This is a genomic window from Maribacter sp. R86514 (assembly GCF_044597005.1).
In the GTDB taxonomy this organism is placed as follows: domain Bacteria; phylum Bacteroidota; class Bacteroidia; order Flavobacteriales; family Flavobacteriaceae; genus Maribacter.
The window spans coordinates 1264920-1288694 of sequence record NZ_CP138999.1 but is presented as its reverse complement, the minus strand read 5'-3'; the positions used below and the strand labels follow the sequence as shown (position 1 = coordinate 1288694).

General features: G+C 34.9%; 22 protein-coding genes and 1 tRNA gene. 7 read left to right on the top strand and 16 right to left on the bottom strand.

Going from position 1 to position 23775, the window contains the following annotated elements:
• Positions 1-149 precede the first annotated feature (149 nt).
• Positions 150-223, bottom strand: a tRNA-Met gene (locus SJY30_RS05850).
• Positions 224-361: 138 nt separating this feature from the next.
• On the opposite strand from SJY30_RS05850, the gene SJY30_RS05845 reads away from it, so the two are divergent.
• Positions 362-745, top strand: a complete 384-nt coding sequence (locus SJY30_RS05845) for an START-like domain-containing protein (RefSeq protein WP_036154073.1) — start codon at positions 362-364, stop codon at positions 743-745.
• A gap of 52 nt (positions 746-797) precedes the next feature.
• Complete coding sequence (locus SJY30_RS05840) at positions 798-1655, top strand: aminotransferase class IV (protein ID WP_396634652.1); 858 nt, start codon at positions 798-800, stop codon at positions 1653-1655.
• Position 1656: 1 nt separating this feature from the next.
• Here SJY30_RS05840 and SJY30_RS05835 read toward each other — a convergent pair whose 3' ends face one another.
• The 5 genes from SJY30_RS05835 to SJY30_RS05815 all read right to left on the bottom strand — a co-directional run bounded on the left by SJY30_RS05835 (position 1657) and on the right by SJY30_RS05815 (position 6181).
• A complete protein-coding gene (locus tag SJY30_RS05835; protein WP_396634651.1) occupies positions 1657-2217 on the bottom strand; it encodes a YqgE/AlgH family protein in 561 nt (186 codons plus the stop codon).
• A gap of 111 nt (positions 2218-2328) precedes the next feature.
• Positions 2329-2604, bottom strand: a complete 276-nt coding sequence (locus SJY30_RS05830) for an HU family DNA-binding protein (protein WP_257786218.1) — start codon at positions 2602-2604, stop codon at positions 2329-2331.
• Between the two features lie 170 nt (positions 2605-2774).
• Positions 2775-3722 (bottom strand): methionyl-tRNA formyltransferase, encoded by a 948-nt coding sequence (gene fmt / locus SJY30_RS05825; protein ID WP_396634650.1) that lies wholly within the window; start codon positions 3720-3722, stop codon positions 2775-2777.
• 1 nt (position 3723) lies between these two features.
• Positions 3724-5619 (bottom strand): ATP-dependent DNA helicase RecQ, encoded by a 1896-nt coding sequence (locus SJY30_RS05820; protein WP_396634649.1) that lies wholly within the window; start codon positions 5617-5619, stop codon positions 3724-3726.
• Positions 5612-6181, bottom strand: a complete 570-nt coding sequence (locus SJY30_RS05815; protein WP_396634648.1) for an AAA family ATPase — start codon at positions 6179-6181, stop codon at positions 5612-5614. The genes SJY30_RS05820 and SJY30_RS05815 overlap by 8 nt, the downstream gene beginning before the upstream one ends.
• Before the next feature lie 87 nt (positions 6182-6268).
• On the opposite strand from SJY30_RS05815, the gene SJY30_RS05810 reads away from it, so the two are divergent.
• The 3 genes from SJY30_RS05810 (at position 6269) to murA (ending at position 8618) form a co-directional block, all read left to right on the top strand.
• Entirely contained in the window at positions 6269-6556 is a 288-nt protein-coding gene (locus tag SJY30_RS05810; RefSeq protein WP_036154085.1) for a DUF493 family protein, read from the top strand.
• 81 nt (positions 6557-6637) lie between these two features.
• A complete protein-coding gene (locus SJY30_RS05805) occupies positions 6638-7294 on the top strand; it encodes a DUF4290 domain-containing protein (RefSeq protein ID WP_396634647.1) in 657 nt (218 codons plus the stop codon).
• A 16-nt stretch (positions 7295-7310) separates the two neighbouring features.
• Positions 7311-8618 (top strand): UDP-N-acetylglucosamine 1-carboxyvinyltransferase, encoded by a 1308-nt coding sequence (murA, locus tag SJY30_RS05800; RefSeq protein WP_396634646.1) that lies wholly within the window; start codon positions 7311-7313, stop codon positions 8616-8618.
• A gap of 403 nt (positions 8619-9021) precedes the next feature.
• Here the strand turns inward: murA and SJY30_RS05795 are convergent, their stop codons facing one another.
• The 5 genes from SJY30_RS05795 to SJY30_RS05775 all read right to left on the bottom strand — a co-directional run bounded on the left by SJY30_RS05795 (position 9022) and on the right by SJY30_RS05775 (position 14186).
• A complete protein-coding gene (locus SJY30_RS05795; RefSeq protein WP_396634645.1) occupies positions 9022-10020 on the bottom strand; it encodes a pirin family protein in 999 nt (332 codons plus the stop codon).
• A 127-nt stretch (positions 10021-10147) separates the two neighbouring features.
• Positions 10148-11575, bottom strand: coding sequence for an amidohydrolase (locus SJY30_RS05790; protein WP_396634644.1), 1428 nt, complete (start codon positions 11573-11575; stop codon positions 10148-10150).
• A 112-nt stretch (positions 11576-11687) separates the two neighbouring features.
• Entirely contained in the window at positions 11688-12998 is a 1311-nt protein-coding gene (locus tag SJY30_RS05785) for a cryptochrome/photolyase family protein (RefSeq protein WP_396634643.1), read from the bottom strand.
• Positions 12999-13688: an SDR family NAD(P)-dependent oxidoreductase gene (locus SJY30_RS05780; RefSeq protein ID WP_396634642.1), complete on the bottom strand. Its 690-nt coding sequence runs from the start codon at positions 13686-13688 to the stop codon at positions 12999-13001.
• On the bottom strand, positions 13689-14186 hold the full coding sequence (locus tag SJY30_RS05775) for a cell division inhibitor (RefSeq protein ID WP_396634641.1): 498 nt from the start codon (positions 14184-14186) through the stop codon (positions 13689-13691).
• A gap of 169 nt (positions 14187-14355) precedes the next feature.
• On the opposite strand from SJY30_RS05775, the gene SJY30_RS05770 reads away from it, so the two are divergent.
• The gene (locus SJY30_RS05770) at positions 14356-15609 is read left to right on the top strand and encodes a hypothetical protein (RefSeq protein WP_396634640.1); all 1254 of its coding nucleotides are present in this window, start codon (positions 14356-14358) and stop codon (positions 15607-15609) included.
• Between the two features lie 77 nt (positions 15610-15686).
• On the top strand, positions 15687-16532 hold the full coding sequence (locus tag SJY30_RS05765) for a DUF2911 domain-containing protein (protein WP_396634639.1): 846 nt from the start codon (positions 15687-15689) through the stop codon (positions 16530-16532).
• A gap of 71 nt (positions 16533-16603) precedes the next feature.
• On the opposite strand, the gene galK is transcribed toward SJY30_RS05765, so the two are convergent.
• The 5 genes from galK to SJY30_RS05740 form a co-directional block, all read right to left on the bottom strand.
• Entirely contained in the window at positions 16604-17761 is a 1158-nt protein-coding gene (galK, locus tag SJY30_RS05760; RefSeq protein ID WP_396634638.1) for a galactokinase, read from the bottom strand.
• Positions 17762-17780: 19 nt separating this feature from the next.
• Complete coding sequence (locus SJY30_RS05755) at positions 17781-19517, bottom strand: sodium:solute symporter (RefSeq protein ID WP_396634637.1); 1737 nt, start codon at positions 19515-19517, stop codon at positions 17781-17783.
• A gap of 111 nt (positions 19518-19628) precedes the next feature.
• The gene (locus SJY30_RS05750) at positions 19629-22160 is read right to left on the bottom strand and encodes a PIG-L family deacetylase (RefSeq protein WP_396634636.1); all 2532 of its coding nucleotides are present in this window, start codon (positions 22158-22160) and stop codon (positions 19629-19631) included.
• An 82-nt stretch (positions 22161-22242) separates the two neighbouring features.
• The gene (locus SJY30_RS05745; RefSeq protein ID WP_396634635.1) at positions 22243-22821 is read right to left on the bottom strand and encodes a mechanosensitive ion channel domain-containing protein; all 579 of its coding nucleotides are present in this window, start codon (positions 22819-22821) and stop codon (positions 22243-22245) included.
• Positions 22822-22824: 3 nt separating this feature from the next.
• Positions 22825-23772, bottom strand: a complete 948-nt coding sequence (locus SJY30_RS05740) for a septum formation inhibitor Maf (protein ID WP_396634634.1) — start codon at positions 23770-23772, stop codon at positions 22825-22827.
• Between the last annotated feature and the right edge of the window lie 3 nt (positions 23773-23775).

Sequence of the window (23775 nt, the reverse complement as noted above, 5' to 3'; positions counted from 1 at the left end):
GACATCTTTTCAACTTGCTAGGCTTTAGTTTTTAAGTTTTTTAAATGAAGTTGGTTAATAGAAGCCAATTGTATAGATATTTATTCACTTATGTAAATAAAAAACGATTTAGCGAAAGCTAAACCGTTTGTAATGTGCCTGTTATTCTGTAGCGAGAGGGGGGCACGATCCCCCGACCTCCGGGTTATGAATCCGACGCTCTAACCAACTGAGCTACCTCGCCGTATTATTTTTAAACGGCTGCAAATATAGTGGTAATTTATTTGTTCTTCAACAAAAGTTGATTAAAAAAATAATACGGGTCATTTATTTTTTTATCATTTAGAAATATATATATTGCCCGTATTAAAGTAGCATGAACATGAGCGATAAAATAAAATTTGAAATAGAGTTTGTAATACAGTCTTCACCACAGATGTTATATCAATACCTTGCAACACCATCTGGACTGTCAGAGTGGTTTGCGGATAACGTGAACTCAAGAGGTGAAAAGTTTACATTTATATGGGACGGAGCTGAAGAAGAAGCTAAGTTGTTAAAAAGAAAAACAGATGAGTTTGTACGTTTTGCTTGGGATGAAGCAGAAGATGATAGCTTTTTTGAAATGAAAATAATTGTTGATGAAATAACGAAAGATGTTTCATTGTTTATAACTGACTTCGCAGAAGATGATGAAATAGATGAGTCTAAAATGCTTTGGACCAACCAAGTGTCAGATTTAAAACAGGTGTTGGGATCATCCTAAAAATAGCCTTATTTACAGTATCTTTGAGCCTTAATTTTTTAAGGCTTTTTTTATGTTCAATTTTAATGGCGAACTTCTAGAGGATAACACTACATTCTTAAACGAAAAGAATAGGGGAGTACAGCTTGGTGATGCCGTTTTTGAAGAATTACGTGTTCTAAACGGTGACATAATTTTTTTAGAAGATCATTATTTACGGTTAATGTCTTCCATGAGAATTTTGCGAATGGAAATTCCTATGAATTTTACAATGGAATTTATGGAAGAAGAAATTCTAAAATGTATCTCTGAGAACGATTTAAAAGAAGCCAAACAAATAAAATTTACGGTTTTTAGGAATAGCTTAGATGATTTTTCTATTTCTGATAATACCATTTCTTATTTTATTACCAGTAAAACATTAACCGATCCTTTCTTTATTCTAAATCAAGATGATTACGAAGTGGAGCTTTTTAAGGATTTCTATAAGAACTCCACTATGCTCTCTAATCTAGATTCCAATAATAAAATACTGAGTGTCGTAGGGGCTATTTACGCTAAAGAAAATGATTATCAAGATTGTTTGTTGCTTAATGAGAGAAAACAGGTTATTGAAGCTCTAAATGGTAATTTATTCGTTGTAAAGGGTAATCAAATAAAAACAGCACCTATAACAGATGGTTGTATACATAGCATTTTAAGAAAAAAGCTCATTGAGATAGTATCTAAATTAAATGACTTTGAGTTTTTGGAAGATAGTATTTCGCCTTTTGAACTGCAAAAAGCAGACGAACTGTTCATTGTAAATAATATTGATGGTATTATTTCGGTATCAAAATATAGAAAGAAAAACTTTGTCAACACAATTGCAAAAAACCTTATCGGTAAGCTAAATGCTGCGGCAAGAATGTCTATAACTAAAAATGTTTAGTTTAATTTAAACTAGGGTTTTCAGGTGCGTTAGACCAAAGTAAGTAGTTGCCGCCCAGTTGAATCATGTTTTCTTTCCAGATAGCTTTAGCGGCTTTTTGTATGATTCTGCTTTCATGTTCATTTTCAACGACAATCCATGATTTAGAGGTCAACTCCTCATTTAATTGTAAAGAAGACCAGCCAGAGTAACCTAAAAAGAATCTTATATCATCTTCTGAAATAATCTCTCTGTTAATTAGTTCTACGGTTGTTTCAAAATCACCGCCCCAGTAGATACCATCAGATATTTCTACGCTATTATCTATTAGGTGGGGCACTTTATGTATAAAATAAAGATTGTCTTGCTCTACAGGACCACCGTTATATACTTGAAAAGGTATTTCAATTTCGGTAACAAGCTCGTTTATCTGGTATTCCAAAGGTTTATTAAGAATAAAACCAACAGAACCTTCATTGCTATGTTCTGCTAACAATACAACGGACCTGTTGAAAGAAACGTCTCCTGTCAAAGACGGCTCGGCAACAAGTAATTTTCCTTTGGTTGGCTTTAATGCTATCATATATTTACTATGATTATATACCTAAAGTAAGACAAATCTGTCTAAACTCAAAAACATGGAAATAAAAAAAGCGCCAATTAAGGCGCTTTTAATAAATTTATCTGTGTAAAATTAGTTTACAGCTTTACCTAAATCAGCACCTGCTTTGAACTTTACTACATTTTTAGCAGCGATTTGGATAGTTTTTCCAGTTGATGGATTTCTACCTTCTCTTGCATTTCTTTTAGATACGCTCCAAGAACCGAAACCTACTAAAGAAACTCTATCTCCTTTTTTAAGAGAATTTTCAACATTTCCCAAGAAAGATTCCAATGACTTTTTAGCCGCAGCTTTTGTGATGCCAGCGTCAGCTGCCATTGCATCGATCAATTCTGTTTTGTTCATAATGTGATAATTAATTGTGATTAAATAATTTATACCTACTAACAAATTTATATGGATTTATGAGCAACACAAGTAAAACGGGCGGAAATCCCCTATTTTGTTGATAACTCAGCGTGTTTGTTGATAAAGTAGGTTTTTTTTTACGTTTCTCGCAGCCCAACAAACACGGGGTCTCACCCCATTTTTGCATTTTTCTCCAAATTGAGGCCGTTCAATAAATCTCTTACCAACATCCTTTTCTTGCCTTGAAGTTGTATTTCATCGAGATTTAGGTACCCACCTTGCACGGCAACTTTCATCTCTTTTTTATTAAAAATCAGAGATCCCGTTGGTAATTCATGTTTTTCGACTTCTACATTTGCCTTGTAAATTTTGGTAGTTAACGATTGTTCTCCATTCGTTAACGTAGTCCATGCGGCCGGGTACGGACTTAAACCTCTTATAAAGTTGTAAATATCTTCTGCAGGTTTGTTCCAATCTATTTTGCAAGTTTCTTTAAAAAGTTTTTGGGCATCTTTTAAATCATCTGAATCTGGTTGTTTTGTTGTCTCAAAATTTCCTTCTTGAATACGTGCTACGGTTTTTACAACGGTGGCGGCGCCTAAATGCATTAACTTGTCATGCAAGTCTTCTGCATTATCTGTTTTATCAATAATGGCTTCATCTTGCATTATAATGGCACCTGTATCGATCTTCTCATCAATAAAGAATGTAGTCACTCCAGTTTTTGTCTCACCATTTATAATAGCCCAATTAATAGGCGCGGCTCCTCTATATTGTGGTAATAAAGATGCATGTAGATTAAATGTACCGTATTCTGGCATATCCCAAACAAGCTTAGGTAGCATTCTAAAAGCAACTACTATTTGTAGGTTGGCATTTAAAGACTTCAAGCTACTTAAAAATTCAGGGTCCTTTAGATTTGTAGGTTGTAAAATATTAAGGTCGTTTTCAACGGCATATTTCTTAACCGCGGATTCATTTAATTTTCTACCTCTTCCTGCAGGTCTATCTGGTGCAGTTATAACGCCAACTATATTATATTCTTCTTTTACCAGTTTGTCTAAAATGCCCATGGCAAAATCTGGCGTTCCCATAAATACAATTCTCAATGCTTTCATATTATAATAGTTGGTATTCGTTCGTTGCGTTTAATGATATATAATTCTCTTCTAATAGTTCTTGTAAACCAGCAATAAGTATTTCTTGAGCAATGTTCAAGCGATTTTGCAATTCGCGAGAATCTGCCTTGCGCTCTTTTAAAATTTGAATGATTTTAATTTTAGCATGCACAATATCGGTATTACCTGCTTTTTGATTCATACAGACATCGCATATACCGCATTCTTTTTCTTGTATCTCTCCAAAATAATCTAATAATTGAATGCTTCTACAAACAGTGTCATTTTCAATGTAGCTTAACATTTTAGTCACTTTCTCAATTTTGAGTTGATTTTGCTCTTCAATGTTCTTTGCAAACATGTTTATGGTACGGTCATCATCACGTGGTACTAAAAACAGCATTTCTAAATCACTTGACACACTCGTGTATTCAATGATTTCATCCTTTTCTAACACCTCAAAATGCTGATGTATCAATGATTCTGATAATGATGTTTTCTTAGATAGTAAATAGGTGTTTATTTGAGTGTCGAATTCAAAGAGTCCGCCATAGGTGCGCAATACTACTTTAATGAAGTCGGCGAGTTTAGAATTTTTGTCAATATATCGATACAAGGTATCCTTATCCGTAATAAATTTAATAGTGATTTTTTTAGAGAAATTTTCAGATAATGACACTACTGAATTTCTATCTAGCAGTTGTAATGCGTTGTAGGTTAAAAATGTGTTCAGTTTATAAATGCTACAGAATTCATTGAAATTTAGATGAAACTTTGCTTCTGTAAATTCTCCATATCCTATTTGAAAGTATGTATTTAACTTTCTGTATATCATTTTTACATAAGCTACATCTGGTAGGATCTCAATAAATTGCTTTTTTACTAAAACCTTATCTGTTGTATTGGTTAGTAATATTGCTTTTGCAAAGTCTCCGTTTCTACCACCTCTACCTGCTTCTTGAAAGTAATTCTCTAAACTATCTGGTATTTGATAATGAACAACCAATTCAACATCTGGTTTGTCTATGCCCATACCAAAAGCATTTGTAGCAACCATGATCTGAATTTTATCTTCTAACCAGAGATTTAATCGCTCGGTTTTCATTTTCTGATCAACACCACCGTGATAGAATGTTGCCTTTAAATTATTGTTTACAAGAAATTTAGATAGTTCTTCTGCCTTTCTCCTGCTTCTAACATATACAATAGCACTGCGTTTAATTTGCTGGCAGTATTGTTTTAAACGCCCATTTTTATCTTCGGTCAATAGGACTCCAAATCCTATATTTTTTCTAAAAAAAGAATCTTTAACAACAAAAGGATAGGTAAGGTCCAATGATTTAATGATATCATCACTAACTCTTTTTGTTGCAGTTGCCGTTAAAGCAACCATAGGTGGGGTGGGGTGTAGTTCTCGCAATATGGAACAACTTAAATAAGCTGGTCTAAAATCGTGACCCCATTGAGAAATACAATGCGCCTCATCTATAACGAACATAGAAACGTTCATTGCCTTAATACGTTCTTGTACCAATTCTTGCTGTAAGCGTTCTGGCGATAGATATAAGAATTTATAATTGCCGTAAATACAATTGTCCAATAGCTTATCTACCTCGGCAAATTTGAGTCCGCCTTTTAGACCTATGGCTTTAATACCTAGTTTCTGTAGATTGTCTACCTGATTTTCTATTAATGCAATTAACGGAGAAATAACGATACAAATACCTTCTTTCATTAATGCAGGTACCTGAAAACAAAGCGATTTACCGCCTCCTGTGGGCAACAAACCTAAAACATCTTGACCGTTAGATATGGCATTGATGATTTCTTCTTGAGAGCCTCTAAAGCTATCAAAACCCCAATATTTAGATAAAATTTCTTTTGGTGTATTAATCACCCGCTTTATTTATAAAATCTACTACAAACTGCATACGATTTTCAATAGTATCAAAAGGAACTTCTATTGGAGTATAACCAAGGTCAATATACGTTTTTTCGAGCTTTTCGTGAATTCCACAGGCTTGTTCAAAATTTTCCATTCGTTCGTTGTCTTGAACATAGATTTCTTTCCACGGTGGTAATATCAGTACTTCGTCATACCTGTGTTCTAGGCATAAATCGGTATAATGTTGCTCGGCGGACTGACCGAAATAGTCCATGTATGCAAGTACATCCGGTAAGCCGCGATCATAGAACAGATGATCTTTTTCGATGTTTTTGCCATTAATGAAGTGCTGTAAACGAGCGTTGATCAATTCATCATTAAAACTCTTTGAGTCTTCAACGAAATCAATAGGGTTTACTAATTTATCATCTAAGCCAACATCGCCCAGGGCATCTAAAGTCATTGTTCTAATTACTTCATGAAAACAATGATATCCATTTTCTTCAAGTGAAGATATCAATACCGTTTTGCCTGTTCCCGGGCCACCTGTTACAACAATTCTCTTGCTTTTCAAACTCTTAATTTATAAAAGCAAAAGTACAATAATCGTTAGTATTAAAAAACTGGTACATTACACTTATCTTTGCATAAAATACTAGTGATGGACGAAAATAACCCAGAAGAATTTTATAAAAAATTACACGAACAATTAACAGAAACATCAAAGTGGCCTTCTGACTATCTTTATAAATTTATTGTTGAAACAGAATCGGATAAAATCGATAAGATAAATACCATTTTCGATAATACGGGAGCGGTTATTAATTTAAAAAAATCTAAAAATGGTAAATATACCAGTGTTTCGATAACAGTAAACTTAAAGAGCCCAGACGCGGTTATAGAAAAATACAAAGAAGTAGGTAAATTAGAGGGTGTAATATCCCTGTAAAATAGCTTTTCATCCATAATTTTCTTAATTTGGCATCGTTATAAGAATACTTCTCAAACACATTAAGCTAAAATTTTCAATTTGCAATTAGTAGAAAACCTAGAATATAATACGGAGCGTGAGCATTTGATTATACCAGAGTACGGTCGTCATTTTCAAAAAATGGTGAACCATGCGATATCAATTGAAGACCGTGAAGAAAGAAATAAAGTTGCACAAGCAATCATAAGTGTAATGGGTAATATACAACCCCATTTACGCGATGTGCCTGATTTTCAGCATAAATTATGGGATCAATTGTTCATTATGTCCGATTTTAAGTTGGATGTAGACTCTCCTTTTCCTATTACTTCAAAAGAGGTATTACGAAAAAGACCTGATGCTTTAGAGTATCCTCAAAATTTTCCAAAATACCGTTTTTATGGAAACAACATCAAACGTATGATCGATGTTGCCGTAGAGTGGGAGAAAGGTGATAAGCGTTCTGGTTTAGAATATGCGATTGCCAATCACATGAAAAAATGCTACTTGAATTGGAATAAAGATGTAGTGGATGATAAAGCTATTTTCAAACATTTATTCGAATTAAGTGATGGTCGTATAGATTTAGCCGCTGAAGGCGAAAGCTTAACGGATAGCGGTCAGTTTCTTAAGAACAGGGTAGCAAAATCACATCGTTCCAATAATTCAGGAAAGAAAAATCAAAGAAATAATAACCGCGGTAAAAAACGCTATTAAATTTCCACTTCTCTAGATGGGGACATTCAAAATTGAAGGAGGGCACCAGTTATCTGGTGAAATAACGCCTCAAGGAGCAAAGAACGAAGCACTTCAAATACTTTGCGCAGTATTACTTACAGATGAAAAAGTAACAATCAACAATATTCCTGATATTGTCGATGTAAATAAACTAATAGCTCTTTTAGAGGATCTTGGTGTAAAAATTCAAAAGAAAGGTAAAGGCTCTTATACTTTTAAGGCCGATGACATTAACTTAGAATATTTGCAGTCTGATCAGTTTAAACAAGATGGTAGAGGCTTAAGAGGCTCTATTATGTTAGTTGGACCGTTGTTGGCACGTTTTGGAAAAGGGTATATACCTAAACCTGGTGGTGACAAAATAGGTCGTAGACGTTTAGATACACACTTTGAAGGTTTCATTAAACTAGGTGCCAAATTTCGTTACAACCGCGAAGAATATTTCTACGGGGTTGAGGCTGATAAGTTGAAAGGTACTTATATGTTGTTAGATGAAGCTTCTGTAACCGGTACTGCGAACATTGTTATGGCTGCAGTCTTGGCAGAAGGACAAACAACAATTTACAACGCGGCATGTGAACCATATTTACAGCAGTTATGTAAAATGCTAAATAGAATGGGTGCCAAAATATCTGGTGTTGGTTCTAACCTTTTGGTTATTGATGGTGTTGATAAATTAGGTGGTACGGATCACCGTATGTTACCTGATATGATCGAGATAGGTAGCTGGATCGGTTTGGCAGCAATGACTAAAAGTGAATTGACTATTAAAGATGTTAGTTGGAACGACTTAGGTCAAATACCAACCGTATTTGAAAAACTGGGTATTACGTTGGAAAGAAAAGGTGATGATATCTACATTCCTGCTCATACCGACGGATACGAGATTCAAAACTATATAGATGGCTCTATTTTAACTATAGCAGATGCACCATGGCCAGGATTGACTCCTGATTTATTGAGTATCATTTTAGTTGTGGCAACACAATCTAGAGGTGAGGTTTTAATTCATCAAAAAATGTTTGAAAGTCGTTTGTTCTTTGTAGATAAATTGCTGGATATGGGAGCAAAGGTTATTCTTTGTGATCCGCATAGAGCAACAGTTATAGGTCATGATTTTCAATCTACTTTAAAAGCGACAACAATGACATCGCCAGATATTAGAGCGGGTGTTTCATTGTTGATTGCGGCGTTATCAGCAAAAGGAACTTCTACTATTCATAATATTGAACAGATAGATCGTGGTTATGAAAATATAGATGAAAGACTGCGCGCAATTGGTGCTAAAATTACCAGGGTTTAAAAGTACTATATATCGTAAGTATAAAAATTAAACTCCATAAAACGGTTCTTGACCAATTATGGAGTTTTAATTTTTTAATAGATAAGTCTGTTTCTATTTCATTAGAAATGTTATGGTGCAACGGCACAAATATAATAAAGGTCAATAGCCACGCGCTTATAACCATAATGCTATATAATATACTGTATATATTAGGGTTTGTATAAACTTGTAAAAGACTTATTATTAATTGTGTAACCATTAACGGTATTACCACAAGAGCAATTCTTTTGGTATATATTTTATGCCATGTAAACAGATTTTTGTGACTGTAAAATGCAAAACTTGGATATATAATTAATTGCACGATCCAAATTAAGACCAACAAACCACTATCACAGACCAAACGAAGAGTCGCTATCATTTACTTTTCAATTAAAGTTCCGTCAGGATATTTAGCAAACCTTCCTCTATTATTCTCGTGAACATTGTCAATATGCCTCCATGGCCAACCGCCGAATCGGGTAGTTCTAAATTCGTTCATGGCAATTTCTAATTCTTCATCTGTGTTCATGACAAACGGTCCGTATTTGGCAACAGGTTCGTTTATTGGTTGTCCTTGTAATACAAGAATATTTGCCGGTTTGCCTAGAGCCTTAATTTCAATTTCTTCGCTAGGTGTAACTTCAATACCATGGTTAGATGGTATTTCTTTATCTAAAACCTTAATAGTATCGCCTTCATAAAAATATACGGTTCTTATAGTTCTATTATTAGCTTTAGGTAGTGTTATAGTTCCATTGGTACGCACATTAATATTCCATATAGCAACATCGTTATTTGCATCTGCCGCCCATGAATTTGGTGCTGGTGCCAAAGCATTTAAAGAGCCAAAATTACCGGCAATAACCGTAACGGTGGATTGCTCTAGTTTTAATACTGGAATATCTTCATGCCAAAGCATTTTAAAATGTGGATCTGCAAATTTGTTTTTAGCGGGTAGATTCAACCATATTTGAAAAAGCTCTAATGTATTTTCTTTATCGGTATAAATCAACGGAAACATTTCTGAATGTTGTACGCCACTACCGGCTGTCATCCATTGTACATCGCCTTCTCCAAATCGGCCCGCGGCACCTAAAGAATCTGAATGGTCGCAATACCCCTTATTTGCTATGGTAATAGTTTCAAATCCACGATGTGGGTGTGCCGGAAACCCTGGAACATTAGTGCCATGGTACATGCGATAACCATCTTTTAATTGAAAATCATTCCCTAAATTCCTTCCATCTAACGAATCTGCAGGTCCAAGTTTGCCATCTCCTTTTGGATATTGATCTAAGTGGTACGCACAGAATAAAAATGGGTCTTGTGTTCGCCAAGGAAAACCTAGTTCGAATATTTGCTTAATCTTGTCATTCATAAGAGTTAATTGTAAAATTAATAAGTAGCATTGTTCATTTGCACCCTGTTTCTATTGAATATTGAAGTATCAAGTTACCTGAAATTGAAAGAAGCTACCTATTAAGATAGCTTCTTTATTATAGTAATCATTGCTCACCTATTGGTGGTGGACCATCGATCATTGGTTCATAAACTTCATCACCTTTACGTGTTTTAAATTCTTCTTTTACCTTAGTTACCAATTTAGGATTTTGAAATAAATCAAGCATGGTCATGCCCATAGCTTTAGATGCATGAATCATACCTTTATGACCTATCGACATTCCGCCGCAGGCAACAACTGCCCATGAATGCCAAGGTGTACCTGTTGGTGCTACAGAAACACTTAAATTAATGTTTGGTACATTCCAACTAACATCACCTACATCAGTTGATCCCCCACCTGGGTTTTCAAGAGTTTCTCTTAATGGATGAACCGTGCCGTCAAAACCAACTTCTGGTTTACCTGTAGCTTTTTGAATTGCTTTACCAAAAACAGTTTCTTCTTCGGTATATGTAATGGGACCTAATAATTCTAGATTGTTCTGCATGATTTCTCCACCAGAACGATTTACCAAAGTTTCGTAGATACCAGAAACTAAAGAAATTTTATAATCTACATTCGCCATAATTGCCGCACCTTCTGCCATAGCTTTTACACGCTCGTAAGTAGGTAGCATTTTCGTTCTTTTAGGATCTCTTACACGAACCCATAGTTTTGCATAATCAGGTACCACATTTACAACCTGGCCGCCATCTTGTATATGGTAATGAATTCTAGAAGATGGTAAAATATGCTCTCTGTAATAGTTGATACCTGTAGTGTATAGCTCTAATGCATCAGACGCACTACGACCATTCCAAGGGTCCATTGAGGCATGTGCCGCTTGACCATAAAACTCAACCACAAAATCAATTAGTGATAATCCACTTTGCACATCGGCTTCGATACCAGCACCTGGGTGCCAGCTTACATTGACATCAACATCATCCCAAAGTCCGGCTTTTACCATCCATACTTTTGCAAAATATTTTTCTTCTGCCGGTGTGCCTAAGAACTTAACAGTTCCTTTAATTTTTCCAGCATCCATTAGTTCTTTTATGGCAATGGCAGAGCCTAAACTAGCTGTACCGAACATGTTGTGTCCACAACCATGACCCGCAGCTCCTTCTTTAAAAGGCTCTTTAACAGGAGATGTTTTTTGAGAAATTCCCGGCAAGGCATCGAATTCACCTAAAATACTGATTACAGGACTTCCAGACCCGTAAGTTGCCGTAAATGCTGTTGGTATATCTGCCACACCTCTTATTACGGTCATTCCGTTTTTCTCGGCATAATCCGCTAAAATTCTTGAAGATTCAGTTTCGTCAAAAGCAGTTTCAGCAAGTGCCCAAATAGAATCACTAATTTTTATCAATTCTTCTTTGTGTTTTTCAACAGAAGAAATAATTAGATTTTTGTCTTTGCTCATTTTTTGAGCAAAAACCGATGCGCTAATGCAAAAGCATAGCGCAAGTAGAAATGTTTTTTTCATTTTAAAATTAGATTAGGTAGTTGTTCTCATTAGTTCTTTTAAAGATACTCAACTTTAAACTAATTCAAATTAATGGTTTTTCTATTATTGAATATAATTGCGATAATCTTAATTAGGAGACTGCTTCTTTGTAAGTTTCTAAGCATCTTTCTCTAGCCATTTTGTGATCTACCATTTTTTCTGGGTACTTATCAGTACCGTATTCAGAAATCCATTTTTTAATATACTCCTTATTTTTGTCAAATTTATCTATTTGGGTCATAGGGTTGAATATTCTAAAATATGGTGCAGCATCAACACCACTACCTGCAGCCCATTGCCAATTACCAACATTAGAGCTCATTTCGTAATCCAGTAGTTTTTCAGCAAAATAGGTTTCTCCCCATCGCCAATCGATAAGTAAGTGTTTACATAGAAAACTAGCTACTAACATACGAACGCGATTATGCATGTATCCGGTTTCGTTTAGTTGACGCATACCGGCATCTACTAAAAGATAGCCTGTTTCACCATTTTTCCATTTTTCAAATTCTTCTTCGTTGTTACGCCATTCTATACGGTCATATTTTGCTCTAAACGCATTATTCACAGTTTTTGGAAAATGATATAGAATAGTCATGAAAAATTCTCTCCATATTAATTCGCTCCAAAAAACCTTGTTGTCTTCAGCAATTGCCTTTTTCATCATTTTACGTACAGATACTGTTCCGAATCGTAAATGTGGACCTAGTCGTGACGTTCCGTTTTCTTTAGCGGGAAAATTACGAGTGTCTTCATAATTATCGATTAGGGTAGGGGTTACATCATATTCCGGCACCTCTATTTTTGATTTTTCAAAACCAATATCGGCTAGTGATAATTTCGGTAATCGTGAATTTTTAATCAGGTTAGATAAATGTTGACTAGTGTAGTGAATCTTTAAGTCTTTATCGGCGTTAAATTTATCTTGCCATTTATTTTTATAGGGCGTATAAACTACATATGGGTTGCCATCTCCTTTTACGATTTCATCCTTTTCAAAAATTACTTGATCCTTAAAGTTTTTGAAAGTAATATCATTTTCAGATAAAAAGTCTGATATTTTTTTATCGCGTTCTTTAGCGTAAGGTTCATAGTCTCTATTTGTAAAAACAGACGCAACGTCATACTCTTTTACTAAGCTTTTAAAAATGTCTACTGGCTTGCCATGAAACATTGCTAAAGAGCTTTCATTCTCTTCTTGTAGCTGATTGCGCATGTGCTGCAATGTTTCATGTATAAAGGTGAGCCTTGCATCGTCTTTCGGTAATTTGGAAAGAATTTCTTCATCAAAAATGAAAATAGGCAAGACAGGATTGTCTCCTTTTAATGCTTCAAGGAAACCTACATTATCATCCAACCTCAAATCTCTTCTAAACCAAAATATAGATACCTTTTTCGACATTTAATTGATGTTTAAAGTTGATAATCCTCCATCTACACCAATTACCTGTCCGGTCATCCACGTACTTTTACCACTTAAGAGAAAAACCGCTGCATTGGCGATGTCATCTGCATTTCCAACTCTTTTTAAAGGATGGCGCTCACTCATCATCTCTCGTTTTTTATCATTGTTTAAAAGTCTTTTAGCTAAGGGAGTATCTACCAAAGATGGAGCAACAACATTGACTCTTACCTTTGGAGCATATTCTGCCGCCAAAGACTTTGCAAAACCTTCAATTGCACCTTTTGCAGCAGAAACGCTTGTGTGAAATGGCATACCGGTACCTACCGCAATAGTACTAAAAAAGACCATACTTGAACCCTCGTCCATTTTTGATATTATCTCCTTCACCACTTTTACCATAGAAATGAAATTAAGTTCCATATCATCTTTAATGGTGTCCAATGACATCATTTTAAATGGTTTCAGATTGATACTACCCGGGCAGTATACAAAACCGTCAAGTTTTTCTGGTAGTACAGAAGTATCTAACATATCTGTAGTAACATCAAAAGGGATGTGCGTTATATTTTCGTGTTGCAAATCTTCTTCTGTACGAGATGCTACAAAAAGTTGATGTGTGTCTTGTAATTCTTTAACTATCGATAGCCCAATACCATGCGAGCCACCTATTAACAATATATTTTTCATTTAAAAAGATTTTAGTTGAAGTTGATTTGGAATGGAATCTACCACTCCAAAGAGTTCTTTTAATTTTTGCTCACGAAATTTAAATATTTCCATTAGCTGTTTTTTGACAATTAATGGATGTGCTATTTGACCTAATATGCCAAGGGGAATTTTGTAATCGATAATATCTTCCATCAAAACACCTTCATCGATTTCTTTAATAAAGTGTTTGTGATGCCAAAGTGCATAAGGTCCGAACCTTTGTTCATCGACAAAATAATTTCCTTGGTCTACATGTGTAATTTCGGTTACCCATTTAGTAGTATATCCTGGGAAAGGGGAAACTTTATATTGTATGATCTGACCAGGAAACATTTCTCTATCCGCACCGTCCAATATATTGAAACCCATATGTTCGGGAGTGATTACTTTTAAATTAGCAGGGTCAGATAAAAATTTCCATGCTGTATCTTTAGTAATCGGTAGAGCTTGTTTAGAATGTAATTGATATAGTTTCATAAATACATCATTATAATGGTTAGATTGAATATGTCTAACATTAATCAAAAATACTTAAACAATATCAAAAATGCTTTTTTATAGCCTTAAAAATTAACTTTATCGATTAAATTAAATTTAGGTCACTTAAAAACAGTTGATTAACATTATTCTATCTTATTTTGCAACAATGAAAATTTTTGTCCAACAATTAGGTCTTATTCTTTTTTTCTTAAGTACGGCATCGCTAGCTGCACAAGAGAATGTTGAAACGGTTGGTGAACTGCCTAATGAGGTTTTTGAAACATCTGGATTAATTTATTTCAACGGTCATTTAATTACCCATAATGATTCTGGTAATGAAGCCATACTTTATGAGTTAGATACATTGACGCTATCTATACAGAGAAGAGTAAATGTGACTAATATTATAAATGTAGATTGGGAGGCTATCTCACAAGATGATGAATATATCTACATTGGTGATTTTGGTAATAATGTAGGCTCTAGAACTAATTTGGCTGTTCATGTCATTTCGAAAGAAGAGTATTTGAATTCTAATACCGTTTCTGCCACTACGATTAACTTTTCTTATGAAGATCAACAGAATTTTGATAATAACGGTAATAGCGATTGGGATGCAGAAGCATTTTTTGTTATTGATGATCGTATAGTGGTATTGACCAAGCAATGGCAATCGTTAGGATCTGTGGCCTATGAGTTTCCAAAATTTCCAGGAACTTATACAGCAAGTAGGGTTGGTGCTATCGAAGATGTCGGTTTAATAACCGATGCCACTTATGATGTGGAATCAAACCGATTAGTTGTAATTGGTTATTCTTCTATATTGAGTCCGTTTGTGGGTGTGGTAGAAAATTTAAATTTTAATTCTGTTTTTGAAGGATATGAACAGCAAAGCCTTGGATTGAATTTTGTGCAAGCGGAAGGAATAACCCAAACAGGGACCGAAAGTTATTTCTTTTCATCTGAATATTATTCTAGGCAAACGCCAACCATTGTATCTGCATCGCATTTGTTTTCTTTTCAAATTCCCGTTGTTGTGACGGAAGAACCAGAAGAGCCGGAAACCCCTGAAAACCCAGAAGAAACTGAAAATCCTGAAGAGCCTGATACGCCAGAGGCACCACAAGTTCCAGAAAACCCTGAAAGTCCGGTATTACCTGAAATTACAGAGCATGCCGATCAAGATGGTAAATTAATCATTTATCGAGATAATAATTCTAGTCATTATTATTATTCCATTGCCACGGATAAAACTGTTTTTGGTCAGGTGATTTATGATGTATCTGGTAAAGAGGTTTGGCAAAATACCGAAGACGTTGAAAAAAAAGGAATTATTTCTCATCATTTAGAATCTTCTATTTATTACCTAACCTTGTTTTTAGAAGATGGTGTAATTTCAACCTCATTCGCTGTTTATTAGTATTTAGGAAATTGTTAACATTTCTACCTCTCCTTTATAAGTAGTTTTGCTATAAATAACTAATTAGTAAAACAATCATGAACAAAGTAGTACTCTTTTTATTGGCAATTGTAGCTTCCTTAACAGTTGAAGCACAAATAAATACACCTGCACCTAGTCCTGCTGCAAAAATAATGCAGACTGTAGGTTTAACAGAAGTAAGCATTGATTATTCTAGACCTTCAATGAGAGGTAGAAAAGTATTTGGCAATTTAGTTCCTTTTGATAAATTATGGAGAACAGGAGCAAACGGATACACTTTAATTACTTTTGATGCAGATGTAACTATTGCAGGTAAAGAAGTAAAAGCTGGTACTTACTCAATTTTCACGAAGCCGGGAGCTTCTAATTGGGAAGTTTTCATATACACCGATACTGTTGGTGGTGGTACACCTAGTAACTGGGAAGAAAGTAAGGTAGTTGCTCAATTATCGGTACCGGTCTATAAAATGGAAATGCCTGTTGAAACTTTTACGATCACTTTTGATGATGTAAAAAGCAATGGAGCTAATATTGGTATCATTTGGGAGAATACCTATGTTGCCATTCCTTTCTCTGTAGGTACAGATGCTGCTGTAATGAGTAGTATCGATAAGGCCTTAAACGGACCATCTGCTGCTGATTATTATGCTGCGGCAGTATATTATTCTAGTGAAGGTAAAGATATCAATAAAGCTAAGGAGTGGATGGACAAAGCAATGTCAATGACAGAAAAGCCAGCATTTTGGCAGCTAAGACAACAGTCTTTAATATTAGCGAAAGCGGGTGACAAAAAAGGAGCAATCGAAGCTGCAAAAAAATCGTTGACCGGTGCTACTGCAGCTGGTAATGCCGATTACATAAAAATGAACAATGATTCTATTAAAGAATGGAGTTCTAAGTAAATATCCATTTTATAAAATTAAAAGTCCGTGTTTTAAAACACGGACTTTTTTTATGCTTTAATTTTAAATTGTTATTCAAATACTTTTACCCCATCATCAATTGCCAAATGGTAATACTCGGCATCAATCTCAGTTTGTTCTTTGTATTGTGTTAAAATCGATTTTATACTCTCTTCAAGCTTATCGGTTTTTATAAGGTTTATGGTACAACCACCAAATCCGCCGCCCATCATTCTAGATCCTAAAACACCGTTTAGGCTTTCACCAATTTGTACTAAGGCATCTAATTCTTTAGTGGTTATTTCGTATTGTGTAGACATTGCCCAATGACCTTCTTTTAAAACTTCACCTACGGCATTAGCATCGCCTTCAGTTAGTACCTTCATCATTTTACGAACGCGGTCATTTTCTTCAATGACATATTTGGCACGTTGTACATCTATTTCTTTAACGTTGCTTTTTACGGTAACCAAGTCTTCAACGGTAACGTCTCTTAAAGAAGTTACTTCTGGTTTGTACTTTTGAACCTGTTTTACAATGTTCTCACAAGAAACACGTCTCTTATTATACTCGGAATCTACGGCTAGATTGTGTTTTATGTTACTGTTTACCAGTACCCAGCTGTAGCCTTCTAAATTAATGGGAATGTAACTATGGCTTAAGTCTTTGCAATCTAAAAAGAAAGCATTTCCTTTTTTGCCGAAAAGCACTGCGTATTGATCCATTAATCCACAATTAAGTCCTATTTTATGTTCTGCTTCTTGTGCTATTAAGGCAATATCTTCTCTAGAAATCTCTTTACCGGATATTTTTGTTATCGCATATATAAAACCACAACATAAAGCGGCAGAAGACGAGAGTCCGGATCCAATTGGTATGTCTCCGCCAAAAACACAATCCATTCCTTTTAATGGGTATTCTTTGGCAACCAGTATTTCTATAATTGCTTGAAAGTAATTTCCCCAAAAGGACTCGAATTTTTCATGATCACCGTTTAGTTGAAAAGTGATTTTTTCTGGTTGTGTCAAAAATGTTTCGATCTGTATAGTATGCTGGTCGTTGCCTGATATTGCGAAATATATTCCTTTTTCTATAGATGCCGGAAGCACTAGACCTTCATTGTAATCAGTGTGTTCGCCTATTAAATTAATTCGTCCGGGGGCTTTTATCAGTGTAGGTGAATCTGTATAATGCTCCTTAAAATATGACTCTATTTTTTTATGTATCATTAAATGCTTAAAATTAATCTTAGTTGGTTGCCAATGGTTTTTTTAACATACGGTCAAAGGCTTCAAATATAAATGATATAATAATGACCAAAGCTGCTCCAAAAAAGTTTAGCCATAAATAACCTAATTTTTCTTGACCTGAAGGATAAATATGAATTAGATAATAATAAATTATACAAATGATTATTTGTGTTACCACAGCAGCAAAGAAAACTGCATTACCTTTTACGAATTTAAAGAAGAACGCAATTAGAAAAATACCTAAAACATTGCCGTAAAAAATACTACCAATAATATTAACGAGTTGTATTAAATTATCAAATAGGTTTGCAACACATGCTATTAATATGGCGACGATACCCCAAATTAATGTAAAGAACTTAGACGCTTTGACATAATGTTCTTCAGACAGGTTTTCTGTTTTTCTGTTTCTTTTATATAAATCTAGCGCGGTTATGGTACCTAATGCATTAAGTTCAGATGCCGTAGATGACATTGCAGCCGATAAAATTACCGCTAATAATAATCCAACTAATCCCGTGGGTAAATTATGAAGTATAAAGTGAATAAAGACATAATCTTTATCATTGGTTTCAACTATATCATTTGCCTGTTTTATTAAAGACTTGGCAGCGATACGATTGGTGCTATCTTTCTGATTTATACGAATAATCTGCTTTTTAGCTTCTTCTACAGCGGTGTATTCTTTAATCTCTAAAGCTGCAGAGAATTTATTTTGCGCAATTCTTTTTTCGGCTTCCAATGCAATTTGCCCTTCTTGCAGTAATTTGTAATCTTCGGCATAATTAGATTCCATTACGGCTTTCGTAGCAGACGGATTAAAATTTAATGGTGAAGGATTGTATTGATAAAACACGAATACCATTACACCTACCAGAAGAATAAAAAACTGCATTGGTATTTTTAGAATGGCATTAAAAATTAGACCTAACTGACTTTCTCTTACAGATTTACCGGATAAATATCGTTGTACCTGACTTTGGTCTGTACCAAAGTAAGCCAAGAAAAGAAAAAGTCCGCCCGTAATACCACTCCAGAAAGTATATCTGCTAGACGTATCCAGATCAAAATTCAATATTTCTAATTTATTGCTGGCACCAGCGATTTTCATAGCCTTGCTAAAGGTAATATCAGATGGTAAGTAACCTAATATAAAGAAAAAGGTAATGAACATACCTGTCATGATAATGAACATCTGCTGTTTTTGAGTGACACTAACAGCTTTGGTTCCACCAGATACGGTGTAAATGATTACTAAGGTTCCCAGTATGATATTTAGTGTGCGTAAATCCCATCCTAATACCGCGGATAAAATGATAGAAGGTGCAAAAATAGTAATCCCTGCCGCTAGCCCTCTTTGAATCAAAAATAGAACTGCAGCTAATGAACGGGTTTTAAGGTCAAATCTACCTTCTAAAAATTCGTAGGCGGTATATACCTTCATTTTATGGTAAAGCGGAACAAATACCATACAAATGATTATCATGGCCAACGGTAGCCCAAAATAGAATTGAACAAAGCCCATACCGTCATGAAATGCTTGACCGGGTGTGGATAAAAACGTTATTGCACTGGCTTGAGTGGCCATAACCGATAGACCAATAGTCCACCATTTAGAATCATTGCCACCACGAACATAGTCATTGACATTTTTGCTTCCTTTTGTTTTCCAAACACCGTATACTACGATGAAAAGAAGTGTGCCGGCAAGAATAATCCAATCTAATCCTTCCATATTAATTGAATGAAGTCATTACGTAATAGAAAATAAGAACATATATGAGATTAAGCACCAATACGATGCTGTACTCTTTTTTCCAAGTTTTATTTTCATCTCGTTCGTTACTCATCCTTTGATTTTGGCTTTCGTTTCTACTTTGTCTTTTCCAACGGATAACATATTTGAGAAAAGTTTATATGCACCTGGTACGCCCACTGGTAATTCTCTAAAAAAGCTCAGTCCGGTATAAATATAGTTTCCCTTTCCATATGGGGCAATTAATAGGCTGCCTTTTGTTGCTTCTTCACCTTCATCGTGCATTTCTAAAATAGGCGTAAATTCTTTACTCCATTTGTTCGGAAAGTATAATCCTCTTTCTTGAACCCAGCCATTAAAATCACTTTCGTTAATTTCGTTTGGAAAATGTACCAGCGAATTATCTTTCGCAATAATCTTTACATCAGAATTTTCATTGGTAACACGATCTCTGGAGATTTCTAGGTCATAAGGTGCAATATTTTCAAATTGAGCTCCCCATCTACTTGCGGTATTATATTGTACAATTACCGTACCGCCATTCTTGGCATAATCTAAAATAAAACGTTGTTTAAATTTAAGCTCATCTACTACATTGTAGGCTCTAATTCCTAAAACTACAGCATCATATTTTTTTAGGGATTCTTTAGTAATCGTTGTAGGGTCTATTAGTTGAACATTGTATCCTATCTGCTCTAAACTTGTCGGTACTGCATCACCGGCACCCATAATATAGCCTATATTTTCTCCTGCTTTTTGAATGTCTAATCGAACTACTTTGCTTTCTGAAGGTAGTAAAACCGTTTGTGTAGGTACATGATCATAAGCTATGGTTACCAACTCTTTGGTAATTTCTTTACCGTTTAATTTTATAATAGGGGAGATGCTATTTTCGTTCTCTGTAGCTGGTGGAATCAATGTAAAATAAACGGTTTGTTCATCTCCTTTTTTGTTTATCGAGAATGGTTGCGATTTTTTATCGACTTGCCATTCTGTGCCGTATTTTAATTCAACTGTACCAGAAATACTGTCTTTATGTGCCTTGATAGTAACAGGAATTCTTTTTGGAGATGCATCGGCAAATATCATAACCTTATCGGTAAAGCTTGCGGTAGCTTCAGGTACCACTTCAAAAGGTTGATAAATTTCGCCTTTATCGGGTTTAGCATATTTGTAAACTAAAGGTTTGGTGAATGGAATTGATATTCCGTTTATGTTCAAATTAAAAGTAGCATTGAAAGCTCTTGGTGTTTCCGGTTTTCCTATTAAAGCTTTGTTCTCAACAGTATACGTGCCTAAAGTTCCTTTTTCCATCAACCAATACGGACTGGTAAAATCAGTTGAAGCCGGAATATTTAAATTAATTTTCTTTTCAAACAATTTATTATTGTTCAAAGTACTCAGCTCAATATTTGTATTCTGATTATTGATAAATACCGATTTTAATTCAATATTGATATCACTTCTGTTCAATGCTTGGATTTGAACATCGACATTCTGACCAGGATTTGTAGATGAGATTTTGGTAAATGCTTCTAAATGTAATCCTGAAATAGCTGAAATAATTGTAGTTAATTCTACTGTTTTTAAATGTTTCCAATGTTCATCAGAAACATTTTGCAATAATTCATAGGCTTCTAATAATTTAGGAATATGAACAGAAGGATTTTTAAAATTAAAATTTTCTTGTACATCATAAAGGATATCGCCAATTGCCTTACCACCATCAATTCTAGACCAGGTTGTATCTATGCCATCAAAAAGATCGGATTTGTCTTGTGTTAAATCACCCTTCAATAATTCTATATATTCATCTTCACTACCTCTTGAACTTAGTCTGCCAAAACCTTGACATAGATGTTGGCTGCTGGCTAATGAGGCAATTTCGTTGTTAGATTTTCCTAGTATAGGGTAGTAGGTGCCTACATCCATATGTAAAAGATTGGTTTTATCCGCCGCTTTAAATTTTTCTTGGCTACCATAAAACCACCACGATGTATTAAAAAACAATCGTTTTGGTTGCCAAGTATTTGTTGCTGATAATTGTTCTGGGTAGGCGTTAGCGTCATTTGCTAGATCAAAAGCTTCAAAGCTTAACATTGCCGAAGAAGTATGATGACCATGGGTAGTGCCGGGAGTTCTATGGTCAAACCTGTTGATAATCACATCTGGCTTAAACTTGCGAATCGTTCTAACCACATCACCAAGAATGGCTTCTTTGTCCCAAATTTCTAGGGTCTCATCTGGTTGTTTGGAATAGCCGAAGTCATTGGCGCGACTAAAAAATTGTTCTCCCCCGTCAACCCTTCTTGCTGCAAGTAATTCTTGCGTGCGCAATACACCTAAAAGTTCGCGTAATTCCGGACCAATTAGATTTTGCCCACCATCACCTCTTGTAAGAGATAAGTAACCCGTTCTTGCTTTAACATTATTTGCCAAATAGGCGATTAAACGCGTATTTTCATCATCTGGGTGTGCGGCTATATATAGTGCAGTGCCTAGAAAATTAAGCTTTTCAATGGAGTGGTAAATGTCTGTGGACGAGCTAATCTCTGGCGTTTGGGCATTGAGGGTGCTGAGTGTAAAAAGACTACAGGCTAACAACCCTAATAGATATCGCATTTTAAGTTGGTTTTGGTAGTAATTCCAAATATAATAAGATTCGGTACTACGCTTACTTGCTTTTACGACTTCTTTAACAAAATCATATGATTTGTTCCTCTTGTTCTTCAACACTGATAAATTCTCCTTGTTGATACGTAGATATTAAAATGACACCTTTCTGGAGAACCAAATTATTAGGATAGGTTAAAATTTCTCCATTGCTTCTTCTTAAGTGTAGATGAAATGCCTTAATATCTTCAATTACAAATTGATCTAAATCTGAATTGTTAGGGTCAAGTAGTTCTTTATCTAAAATTCTGATGGTGTTTCCTATTTTAAAAGGAAATGAGAAGAAAAGAATAACACCGGCTGTAATGTTGCTTAAAATAGACCATTGAGCAAATAGGGCAACACCTATTACCGCAAACACAGAAGATAGCATAACCCCTAGATCTTGGTAATTTACACTCCATACCAAAGTAAGTGCCACTATAGCGATTATGGTCAAAGCAATGTTGATGAACTTAATGATCAGGTTGGTCCTAACCGGATTAAAATCACTTATCTTACTTACCTTTCTAACAGCTGTGGTAAAAAGAAATTTTAAAACAACGATCACAATTAAAATAATGAGACTGTAGATTAGCTCATTATAATGTTCAGCAACAAACTCTTTCATACGCTATAACCCTAAACTATCACGCAAATATAAATCCTTATTCGATTTCTGTTGCCAATAGGGTGTTGTAATCCTGTTAATTCTTGTCCCTTTAGAAGTTAAAACTTTTTTATTTTGTCCATACCCATCAAAAAAAGTATCTGTCCAGCTTTCTATTAAGTACGGAAACTTGCTTTCAAAATTGATTTTTAAGGTACGTTCTAATCCAGGATAGCTGATTTCATATGTGTTCATACCATCAACCTCGCTCAGCGAAGTTATTGCCTTGTAAGCCTTGAGTTCTTTATGGGTTGTTCTGGTAAACTCCAAAGAAGGAATCATTTTAATTTCACCGATAGGCAAATTTTCTGGTTTTACCCTGATTTTGTTCCAAACTTCATTTTCAAGAATAGCTTTTTCTATTTGATAATCTTTGTCACCTTCAGATTCAAAATAAGAATGACTCATTATTTCAAAATCGTCTTTATTGTTCAATTGTGCGTATACATGACCACACCATTCTTGTGCGGAAAAAGATACTTTAAGCGCATGTTGATTATCATGCACAGGGTAGAAGCTACTGGTCATTATAGAGTAGGGGTAAATACCCGTAATATAGTTTTTGGTGGTATTTAGTTTTAAAACAGGAATATTGCTTTTGCTACTGTTATCTGCCTTTACTTGAGCATCTGGTAAAAATGGTTCGGTCACATAAATTAATACAGCACTGCCTTTTCTCATCTCGCCATATCTAGCTTGTTCTAAATGGTAGGAAGTGATTTCTGCCGTACCGTTATACCAATAATCTTTAAATTCTTGCGAAAGCTCTTTTTTAGGAGCTTCCTTTTTTATTTCTGTAGATAACACAGCTAATGTATCGCCATTAATTTTGTTTTTTTCTTTACAGCTAGTAAATAGAATTGCCAATACGAAAAAGCTGTAAACTGCCTTGTTTAGTTTTAATAGTTTCATATT